The 10,143-nt window shown below is 60.9% G+C and carries 11 protein-coding genes; 4 read left to right on the top strand and 7 right to left on the bottom strand.

The genetic code is table 11. The features are described from left to right. Window positions 1-107 precede the first annotated feature (107 nt). The gene (gene cobU / locus PY793_RS06835) at window positions 108-668 is read right to left on the bottom strand and encodes a bifunctional adenosylcobinamide kinase/adenosylcobinamide-phosphate guanylyltransferase (protein WP_275177359.1); all 561 of its coding nucleotides are present in this window, start codon (window positions 666-668) and stop codon (window positions 108-110) included. 60 nt (window positions 669-728) lie between these two features. Between cobU and cobT the strand changes: the two genes are divergently transcribed. Both cobT and PY793_RS06825 read left to right on the top strand, forming a co-directional pair. Next, window positions 729-1,778 (top strand): nicotinate-nucleotide--dimethylbenzimidazole phosphoribosyltransferase, encoded by a 1,050-nt coding sequence (gene cobT, locus PY793_RS06830; RefSeq protein ID WP_275177333.1) that lies wholly within the window; start codon window positions 729-731, stop codon window positions 1,776-1,778. Further along, a complete protein-coding gene (locus PY793_RS06825; RefSeq protein WP_275177332.1) occupies window positions 1,775-2,599 on the top strand; it encodes an adenosylcobinamide-GDP ribazoletransferase in 825 nt (274 codons plus the stop codon). Before cobT ends, PY793_RS06825 begins: the two co-directional genes overlap by 4 nt. A 73-nt stretch (window positions 2,600-2,672) precedes the next feature. Here the strand turns inward: PY793_RS06825 and PY793_RS06820 are convergent, their stop codons facing one another. After that, window positions 2,673-2,930 (bottom strand): hypothetical protein, encoded by a 258-nt coding sequence (locus tag PY793_RS06820; RefSeq protein ID WP_275177331.1) that lies wholly within the window; start codon window positions 2,928-2,930, stop codon window positions 2,673-2,675. 156 nt (window positions 2,931-3,086) lie between these two features. After that, a complete protein-coding gene (gene cobD, locus PY793_RS06815) occupies window positions 3,087-4,205 on the bottom strand; it encodes a threonine-phosphate decarboxylase CobD (protein ID WP_275177330.1) in 1,119 nt (372 codons plus the stop codon). A gap of 11 nt (window positions 4,206-4,216) precedes the next feature. On the opposite strand from cobD, the gene cbiB reads away from it, so the two are divergent. Both cbiB and bluB read left to right on the top strand, forming a co-directional pair. Next, window positions 4,217-5,206, top strand: coding sequence for an adenosylcobinamide-phosphate synthase CbiB (cbiB, locus tag PY793_RS06810; protein ID WP_275177329.1), 990 nt, complete (start codon window positions 4,217-4,219; stop codon window positions 5,204-5,206). Beyond that, a complete protein-coding gene (gene bluB / locus PY793_RS06805) occupies window positions 5,203-5,841 on the top strand; it encodes a 5,6-dimethylbenzimidazole synthase (protein WP_275177328.1) in 639 nt (212 codons plus the stop codon). Before cbiB ends, bluB begins: the two co-directional genes overlap by 4 nt. A 36-nt stretch (window positions 5,842-5,877) precedes the next feature. Here the strand turns inward: bluB and PY793_RS06800 are convergent, their stop codons facing one another. From PY793_RS06800 to PY793_RS06785, 4 genes are all read right to left on the bottom strand, one after another. Next, window positions 5,878-7,404 (bottom strand): cobyric acid synthase, encoded by a 1,527-nt coding sequence (locus PY793_RS06800; protein ID WP_275177358.1) that lies wholly within the window; start codon window positions 7,402-7,404, stop codon window positions 5,878-5,880. 14 nt (window positions 7,405-7,418) lie between these two features. Further along, the gene (gene cobO, locus PY793_RS06795) at window positions 7,419-8,045 is read right to left on the bottom strand and encodes a cob(I)yrinic acid a,c-diamide adenosyltransferase (RefSeq protein WP_275177327.1); all 627 of its coding nucleotides are present in this window, start codon (window positions 8,043-8,045) and stop codon (window positions 7,419-7,421) included. A gap of 46 nt (window positions 8,046-8,091) precedes the next feature. Beyond that, on the bottom strand, window positions 8,092-8,670 hold the full coding sequence (locus tag PY793_RS06790; RefSeq protein WP_275177326.1) for a histidine phosphatase family protein: 579 nt from the start codon (window positions 8,668-8,670) through the stop codon (window positions 8,092-8,094). 121 nt (window positions 8,671-8,791) lie between these two features. Next, window positions 8,792-10,141 carry a cobyrinic acid a,c-diamide synthase CobB gene (locus tag PY793_RS06785; protein WP_275177325.1) on the bottom strand — a complete coding sequence of 450 codons (1,350 nt, stop codon included), beginning with the start codon at window positions 10,139-10,141 and terminating at the stop codon, window positions 8,792-8,794. Window positions 10,142-10,143: the final 2 nt, after the last annotated feature.

Genomic DNA, 10,143 nt, shown 5'->3' with positions numbered 1-10,143 from the left:
TCTGGCTCTCAGACAGCATAAACACATCACTCACACGCCCACCCTCCATCGGTAAGCCTGTGAATCACAACAACACATTCAGTTCAATAAATTAATAGGTCCTGAGCCTAGGCAGAAGCGCCTTCGTTCTTGAGCACCATGGGCAGCCCTGCCGCTACAAAGACAACCTTACCCACACAGGCCGCCAGACGCTGGTGCAGGAGCCCGGCCTCGTCCCTGAAGCGCCGCCCAAGCGGGTTCTGGGGCACAATACCCAGCCCGACCTCGTTCCCCACCAGTACGGTGGGAGCGGTGCGTGCCCGCAAACTGGCCAGCAGGGCTGCGGTGGGGCCTTCCACCTCCTGCCCGTCAAGCAAAAGATTGGTCAGCCATAAGGTCAGGCAGTCCAGCAATACCGGAGTGCTGGGGTGCTGGTGGAGCACGTCGGCCACATTCAGGGCTTCTTCCACCGTCTGCCAGCCCGCACTGGCGCGCTCATGCCTGTGCCGGGCAATGCGGTCATGCATTTCATCATCAAACGCGCGGCACGTGGCCAGGTATATCCTTGGGCCGGACAGGGCTGTTATGGCATTTTCGGCAAAGCGGCTTTTACCCGACCTTGCACCGCCCAGCACAAGCAGGCTCCCTGCGACACCTCCCCTGTGGAGATTGAGCCTTACACTGTGCATACGCGCGTCTGCCCCTGTTTCCATTTGCGTGAACCTCCATAACAGCACACAATTGCCTCCATGCCTTCTTCTTCCATCCCTCCCCTGCCCGGCCCGTTTACCTCCCTGCTTGCGCTGGAAGCCCTGTGCGCGGACCTGCCTCCCCCCGACATGCAGGCACAGCAGGCCATAGCGCAAAGAGAGATGGAACTGACCAAACCACCCGGCAGCCTTGGCTATCTGGAGGAGATGACACGCTGGCTAGGCGGATGGCAACACAGCGCATCCCCCCGGCTGGAACATGTGCAGGTGCTCATTTTTGCGGGCAACCATGGTATCATGGCGCAGCATGTCTCGCCCTGGCCTGTGGAGGTCACTGCCCAGATGGTGCAGAATTTTGAACATGGCGGGGCTGCCATTAACCAGCTTGCCCGCGTGGCACAGGCGGAACTGGCCGTGGTGGCTCTTAACAATCTGGTTCCCACAGCAGATTTTACCACCAGCCCGGCCATGACGGAGCAGGGCTTTCTAAACGCCGTGCAGGTCGGTTTTAACGCTGTACCCCGGACATGCGACCTGCTTTGCCTGGGCGAAATGGGCATAGGCAACACAACCGCCGCCTCCGCCCTGTGCGCAGCCCTGACCCGCCAGAGCGGTGCAGACTGGGCCGGGCAGGGCACCGGGCTGGACGCTGCGGGCACGGCACATAAAGCCGAGGTCATAGACACGGCACTCCAGCACCACGCCGCCCATCTGGCGCACCCCCTGGAAGTAACCCGCCGTCTGGGCGGGTACGAACTGGCTGCAACACTGGGCGCAACCCTTGCGGCCCGGCTGATGCATATTCCTGTCATACTCGACGGGTTTGTCTGCACCGCAGCGGTCGCACCTCTGGCTCACCTGCACCCCAATGCGCTGGACCATACCGCCCTCTCCCACTGCCCGACCGAAGCTGGGCATACCGCCCGGCTGGCCCGGCACCTGCACATGCGGCCCATTCTAAGCGGGCTTGGCCTGCGCCTTGGAGAAGGCTCCGGTGCCGCGCTGGCCATTCCCGTCCTGCGTGCGGCAGTTGCGTGCCATACGGGCATGGCAACCTTTGCCCAAGCCGCTGTTTCTGAAAAAACATGACATTCGCACAACTCGGCCATTGGCTGGACAGGCGCAGGCTGGACCTTGCATGCGGCCTTAGCCTGCTGACACGCCTGCCAGCCAGCAGGCTGGCCCCACCGGCGGACAGACACAGCTCCCAACCCTGGCCACTGGTCAGATCAATCTGGTGCTGGCCGGTTATTGCCTCGCTGATCGGCGCGTTAACCGGCAGTGTGCTGGCAGCCCTCCGTGTGGCACATGTGCCTCCCCTTGCTGCTGCCGGTCTAGCCCTCGCCTGCCAGAACCTTCTGACAGGTGGTCTGCATGAAGATGGACTGGCAGATATGGCCGATGGCTGTGGTGGCAGCACACCAGAACGCAGGCTGGCCATCATGAGGGACAGCCATGTGGGCAGTTACGGCGTTATAGCCCTTGGGCTCAGCCTGCTTGTACGCGCAGCAGCACTGGCGGCACTCCCCGTATGGGCAGGTATTGGAGTATGCGCCACAGTTGCTGGCCTTGCCAGAATGGCTATGCTGCTGGTGCCAGCCCTTGTGCCCCCGGCCCGTACCAACGGGCTGGCACGCATGCTCTCTCCCCTTCCCGCCATGTCCCTGTGGGGAGCGGTTTTTATGGCGGTGGGGGGCACGGCCTGCCTGAGCATTACGGAATATGGCCACTCAGGATTGTGGGCCTCTCTTGCGCTTATGGCTGCCCCTACGGGCATTGGCTGCGCCACAGCGGCACTTGTTGCGTTATGCGCCAGGCGTCTGCTCGGTGGTTTTACGGGGGATGTGCTGGGGTGCTGCGCAGTTGTAGTGGAGTGCCTGCTTTTAACTTTTTATGCAGCAGTAACCTAAACCCCGCCAAACAGGGCGGGCACCCTGCCTGCGTGCCGCCCTGTTTGGCAAAGCGGCACACAGGGGCGTCTTCTCAGGCTTTGGGAGCGTCTTCTTCTTCTTCGTCCCAGTCTTCGTCATCTGCTTCGAAGACCAGTTCTACCGTAATGGTTGCATCATCCCCTTCCTGCAGGGCTTTGGCGTCTGCTTCGGCTTCTTCCACCTTTTCGTAGAGCTTGCCTTCATTAGGGTCTTCCTGCCACTCATTCCGTGGCTCCCAGAAGGACAGTTCACCCTCTGCATCTTCACGCTGGATGAGGTAGCCTACGATCACTTCGTCTTGGTCTTGCATGGCGGTATCCTTTTCTGCCTGTCTCCTTCTATGAACCATGCCGCAAAAAAGGGAAGAGGAAAGCGTGACAAACAGTTTGATGAAAATATGACATAGAGGAATTTCCTAACCAGAAGGCGCTAAAATCCACCACTCCATGCCATATCCATCTCTTTTTTACGCGCTCTGCGGGGCCTCCCGCCATGCCTTGAGTGCACATGCCAGCCGGGTCCATTCTGGCTCGTTGGCAGGCAGGCCCATCCGCAGGCAGTCGGGGCGATCAGCAAAGCGGCGGGTTACAATGCCGTGACCGCACAGGTGCACCCACAACCCATACGCATGAGGGGTATCAACAAGCGTGAACAACGTGGCCTGCCCCCGCCACGCAAGACCCGCACCATGCAACATATCTGTCAGTCTTGCATGGGCCAGACGGGCTTTATGCGCAGCCTGCTGCAACCAGTGCGTATCGGCCAGTGCCTGCATGCCTGCGGCAAGGGCAACCGCCCCTACCGGCCAGGCACCCAGCAAAGACCGCGCTTTTTGTGCCAGTGCGGGAGCAGCCAGCAAAAAGCCCAGACGTACACCTGGCAAACCATAGCTCTTGCCAAACGAACGCAGCACCACAAGTGCCGGATGCGGCAGTATGGAGGCCATACTGCGGGTACAGAAATCTCCGAACGCCTCATCCACCACAAGCCAGCTCCCCGCCTGTGCACATAACTCCGCCACAGCGGCAAGCTCCTGCACACCCAGCAAGCGGCCATCAGGGTTATTGGGGTTGCAGATCACGCAGGCCGTTCCAGTCTGCTGCGCGGCATGGCGGACCTGCTGCACATGCTCCACGCCGCTGCATGACACGCCATTGTGCTCCCACGCCTGCCTGTGGCCTGAATAGGTTGGCCCCAGCACGCAGGCCCGCCGTGCCCCCAGCAACCGGGGAAGCAGGGCTATAAGGCTCTGGCTTCCCGCCCCTGTCACCACCATGTCAGGCGTTGGCACGCCATAGGCACAGGCGGCAATCTGTTGCAACGCCTGCTCCTCTCCTTCTTCGGGCAGGCGCTGCAAGGCTTTGGGGTCTGGCCAGACCAGCGGGTACGCAGCAGGGTTAATCCCTGTGGACAGGTCCATAAAAGGTTCAGGTGCGCCCACAAAATGCCGCATGACAGCCTGCACCTGCCCGCCATGACTGGGCACCGGCAGTTCTGCTGCACCCGCCACGGAGGACAAACCGTTAGGCAGCACTACGTGGTGCATGGTAGCGTCCATCACCTTTTGTGTCAGCTTAGTGTTCATACCTGCTCCCCATGCCGTTCTTCCCCCTCTCCACCACCTTGCCAGTCGCAGCCCTTGCCGCTGGCATGGAAGCCGCCTGGGGCTACCCGCCCCCCCTGCTGAACATGATCGGCCACCCCGTTATGTGGATTGGCGCGCTGATCGACCGGCTCGAACATGTGCTGAACAGAAGGAACACATCCGAGCGCACACGGCGGTTACTGGGTTTTGTGGCGCTGGCGCTGATTATTACCATACCTGTTGCTCTTACAGTCGGCCTGCTTGAGGTGGGTTATACTCTTTTGCCTGCCCCTGTCATGCTGCTTGTACAGGCGGGGCTGACCAGCACGCTTGTTGCACAGCGCTCGCTATGGGCACATGTGCATGCTGTTGGCACGGCCCTGCGCCACAATGGCCTGACTGCTGGCCGCAAAGCCGTAGGCATGATCGTAGGGCGAGACACCACCACACTGGATGAAGCCGGTGTTGTGCGCGCAGCACTGGAAAGTCTGGCCGAAAATTTTTCGGACGGGATTGTGGCTCCATTGTTCTGGACCGCACTGTTTGGCCTGCCCGGAGCTGTTTTTTACAAATGCGTCAATACGGCCGATAGCATGATCGGCCACCTGAACCCCCGTTACAGGGCCTTTGGCATGGCTGCGGCCAAACTGGATGACCTGATCAACCTGCCAGCCTCCCGCCTGGCCGCCCTATGCCTGATGCTGGCCGCTCCACGGCGGCAATGGCCCCACATCTGGCGGACCATAAAGCGCGATGCGCCCCACCACCGCTCCCCCAACGCAGGCTGGCCCGAAGCCGCCATGGCCGCGGCCCTGAACACCCTGCTGGCAGGCCCACGCTCCTATGGCGGCAAAATAGTCAAAGACCCATGGATTGGCAGCGGCTCGTCCGGAGCTGGTATAGCAGATCTGGAACGGGGTCTGCGCCTTTACCGGCGCGCGTGCGGCCTGCTTATTGCCGGCTTGCTGTGCGCCGCACTTAGCGGCATGATAGGGGCATGAACGCACCCTCCTTTTCCCCCGCTTTTGCAGCCGAACTTGAGCAGCTTTTTACATGGCGAAGGGATGTGCGCCATTTCCGGACAGACCCGCTCCCCGATCGCACCCTGACGCACCTGCTGGAAACCGCCTGCATGGCCCCATCCGTAGGGCTGAGCGAGCCCTGGCGTTTTGTAAAGGTGGATAGCCCGACCCGCCGCCATGCGATCCGCGAGAACTTCGCCCACAGCAATGCGCGCGAACTGGCTGGACGAGGTGGAGACGATGCACAGCACTACGCATCGCTCAAACTGGCCGGGCTGGACGATGCCCCCCACCATATTGCCGTTTTCTGCGAAACCAACCCCACGCAAGGCCGGGGGCTGGGCCGTGGCACCATGCCGCAGACCACAACATGGTCTGCGGTTATGGCCATCCATACCTTCTGGCTGGCGGCAACAGCACGGGGCATTGGTGTTGGCTGGGTTTCCATTCTGGACCCAAAAGAAGCCAACAGGGTCCTGGGCATTAACCCGGAATGGCAGTTTCTGGCTTATCTGTGCGTTGGTTATCCGCTGGAAACTGCCAGCTCGCCCGAACTTGAGCGCCGTGGCTGGGAACAGCGCAACCCCGCTCGCCGCAAATGGATTGCCCGCTAGCTTGCACACGGGTCCGGGGTATGCACCCCTTTGCCATCAGGTAGCGTACACCGGCTGGCGGGCCAGCGCCAGAAGAGCATCTATATCCATGTATCGTTCCAGGTGATCGGCCAGATGGTCCAGTGCGGCATCCACCATACCATCATGGGTGTCCGGCAGGGTCTGCCCGGCCTGCGCCCATGCCCCCGCTGGCGCAAACACTGCCCCCCCGGCACGCTCAAGCAATGCCAGACGTGCTGCACGGTACGTAAACACACCATGCAGGTATGTCCCCCAGACCCGACCATTCTCCGACACGCATCCCTCTGCCTGCCCGTTCAGCCGCAGAAGAGGGACAAAGCCCTCCGGTCGGTGGGTCTGCCCCAGATGCATTTCGTATCCTGCAACAGGCTGCCCACCATCAACAAGAAAACCTCTGCCATATTCAAGTCTTTTATTATCACCCAGAACAGTATGGATGGGTAACAGCCCAAGCCCCTGCGCCGTGCAGGCCGGGCCTTCCGTGCCGTGCGGATCGGCAACGCTATGGCCCAGCATCTGGTAGCCACCACAAATACCCATAACCACACCATCTTTTTGCGCATGTTCCACAATCTGCCCAGCCCAGCCACGTGCACGCAGGCACGCCAGATCTGCCAGAGTGGCTTTGGAACCGGGCAGCAGAATAACATCCGCTTCAGGCAGGACTTCCCCTTCCATAACAGGGATAACCTCTACCCCCGGTTCGGCACAGAGCGGGTCCAGATCATCAAAATTTGCAATCATGGGCAGTACGGGCACAACCACGCGCAGATGGGGTGCTGGTTCTGCTCCTCTTATCCGGTTCTGCCGCCCCCTTGCTCGCAGGGTGTCCATAAGATCGGCGGCATCCTCGGCGGGCAGGTCATGCACATCTGGCAGGTAAGGCACCAGCCCAAGCGCTTGCCAGCCAGTTTTTTGGGCAACAAAGCGCATGCCATCGGCAAACAGGGTTGGGTCTCCACGCATGCGATTGACCACAAATCCCTTGATGCACTCTGCATCTTCTGGCTGCAATACAACCTGCGTGCCAACAAGGCTGGCAATCACGCCGCCTCGGTCAATATCCCCTACCAGCACAACGGGTGCCTGCACGGCACGGGCAAAACCCATATTGGCAATATCATACCGCCGCAGGTTAACTTCGGAAGCAGACCCCGCCCCTTCCACCAGAACAATATCCGCACTGGCTGCCAGGGTTTTAAAACTTTGCAGAACCTGCGGCATAAGCTGCTCTTTACGGCTCTGGTAATGCCGGGCCTCCACCGTATCCACCCGCTGACCACGCACGACAAGCTGCGACCCGGTTTCGCCCTGTGGTTTTAGCAAAACCGGGTTCATATCCGCCATGGGGGGCACGCCACAGGCGCGGGCCTGCAGAGCCTGTGCCCGCCCGATTTCCCCGCCATCCAGTGTAACCGCTGCATTATTGGACATGTTCTGTGGTTTGAAGGGCAGCACCCGCAGCCCCCGCCGCACCAGAGCCCGCGCCAGCCCCGCAACCAGTGTGGATTTACCAACGCTGGAGCCTGTGCCCTGCACCATCAGAACCCGAGCGCTCAAAACTCCACGCCTTCCTGCGCCTTGATCCCGGCTTTGAAGTGGTGCCTGACCAATGTCATTTCCGTAACTAGATCAGCCGCGTCCAGCATGGGCTGTCTGGCGTTGCGGCCAGTCACCACAACATGCTGGCCCTGTGGGCGGGCATTAATGTCCGCCAGAACCTGCTCGATACCCAGATATTCGTACCGCAAGGCCACGTTCAGTTCATCCAGCACCACAAGGGCAACATCGGGCCGTGTCAGGGCCTGCCCTGCTACAGCCCATGCGCGCTCGCACGCTGCCACATCCCGCGCGCGGTCCTGTGTCTCCCACGTAAACCCTTCGCCCATGCTGTGCCATTCCACCAGATCACCAAAACGTTCAAGGACCCGACGTTCACCCGTATGCCATGCCCCTTTGATAAACTGCACCACCACCACACGCCGGTCATAGCCCAGCATGCGCAACGCAAGTCCAAAAGCTGCCGTGGACTTGCCCTTGCCCGGCCCTGTATTCACCAGCAGCAAGCCTTTTTCCCCGGTTTTGCTGGCGACCTCCTTATCCTGCACAACCTTGCGTTTGCGCATTTTTTCCTTATGGCGTTCGGCGTCGTGCTCTGGTGTATTATGCTGCTCGTTGCTCATGGTTTTCGGTATTCTTTTGTCTATCAGATAAATGCGTACGACCTGTTCAGCCCACAGGATGCAAAGTGGGGCGGGTGGCTGCCTGCTCCACCATAAACAGCCGCGCAAAACCCTGCGGCATGGAGGGAGCCAGCAGTTCCGGCTGCTCCCCAGCCGCCAGTGCACTGAGAATACGCAACGGCCCGCCGTGTGAAAGCACACACGCGGCCTCCCCCTTATGATGCATATCCTGCCAGAAGTCGGTAATACGGTGGCATAGCGCCAGACCGCTCTCCCCCTCCGGCGGGGCAAAACCGGTGGGATCTTTGGCCCATTCATCCAGTTGCCTGCGCTCAATATCCTGCCAGCGCAGCCCTTCCCAGCGACCAAAGTCCAGCTCTGCCAGCCTTGGGTCCACCCGCAGTTCCATACCGGTTGCCAAGGCCAGACGTTGCGCCATATCCCTACAGCGTTGTGCTGGCGAACTATACAGCACACGGCAGACTGCACCCTTGGCCAGAACCGAAAGCCCGGACACGATTTTTTCCCACCCCGGGCGTAACGCCACATCCTGCCTGCCGTAACAGACACCTTCGGGCAGCAGCACGGGAGCATGCCTTACCAGCAATACAGGAAAAGACTGCATGGCCTGTCTCCTCTTTTCATCTCTGTCCGTTGTTCACACCTGCCAGACGGGCACGGCAAACCAGCCCTGACCTGCCCCGGACACTTTGCCGACAAGCCAAGCACACCGCCACCCCCTTAATTCAGGCGCAAGACATGGTGATCGGCTCGGGCACACTGGCCAGCACATGGAAGAAGGAGCCGGACACAAACCCACACTGGCCACCACACATCCCCAACTCCTCGCCTATGCCAGAGCGCAGGCTGGCCAGTGGGGCATCCCGCCCCCCTTCCATTACGGTTGCATAATGGAACTCGTGCCCACGCAAACAGGCCCCACGCGCGCCCAGAACACCATCGGTTACAAGAGTCGCCTCACGGTAGCCCAAATTCAACTTACGCCGTGCAAAAGACGTACTGTGGCCAAGCAAGCCTGCCATGCCATGCCTGACACCCTGTGCATCTTCCAGCCCCTGCCCCAGCACCATAAAGCCCCCACATTCGCCATGCACGGGGCGTGTCCGGGCAAATTGCGCCAACCCGGCACGAAAGGCAGAAGCACCCGCAAGAACACCCGCATGCAGTTCAGGGTAACCACCGGGTAACCAGCAGGCCGTGCAGGATGGATCCGGAGCTTCATCCGCCAAGGGAGAAAATGGGACCAGTTCCGCCCCTGCCTGCCGCCAGAACAAGGCCAGATGCCCGTACAGGAAGGAAAAAGCCGCATCATCCGCCACCGCAATCCGCTGCCCCGGAGGGGGCAGCACGCCAGCCCGAGGTAGCTTTTCAAGCCCTCCACCATGCAAGGGCCGGGCAGCGGCCAGAATACCGTCCAGGTCCAGTTCACGCTCGGCCTTGTCTGCCAGATCAGCCAGCCAGGCGGTGAGGTTCCCGTGTTCACGCGCCTGCACAAGCCCCAGATGCCGCTCCGGCAGGGTCTGCCCCGTCTGCCGCATCAAGGCACCATAAACGGGGAGCTGCGCTGCCTGCACGGCCTCACGCCCCAGCCGCTCATGCCGGGAGGAGGCCACACGGTTGAGCACAACTCCCCTGACCTGCACATGGGGAGACCACTGTGCAAACCCCTTGGCAATTGGCCCCACAGACTGCCCCTGCCCCGACATGTCGAGCACAAGCAGCACCGGAATACCAAAATGCGCAGCAATATCGGACGGCGCTCCCCGCTGCCCATCGGGCAGGGATAGACCATCAAACAGCCCCATGGCCGATTCCACGACCAGAATATCCACATCCTCACACGCGGCCTGCATAACGCTACCCAGCAGGGCATCGGGCATGCACCAGCTATCCAGATTAAGGCCCGGGCGACCCGTAATGGCAGCATGAAAAGCCGGGTCTATGTAATCCGGCCCGGTCTTGACCGCACCAACCCGCAGACCCCGTCTGCCAAAAGCGGCCAGCAGGGCCAGTGTAAGGGTTGTCTTGCCTCCACCAGAACGCGGAGCGGCAACCATAATGGCCCGTGTTGTCATGC

Source organism: Acetobacter fabarum (assembly GCF_029069195.1).
Taxonomy (GTDB): Bacteria; Pseudomonadota; Alphaproteobacteria; order Acetobacterales; family Acetobacteraceae; genus Acetobacter; species Acetobacter fabarum_A.
The sequence above is the reverse complement of the archived record's forward strand: the minus strand, read 5'-3'. Positions and strand labels throughout refer to the sequence as shown.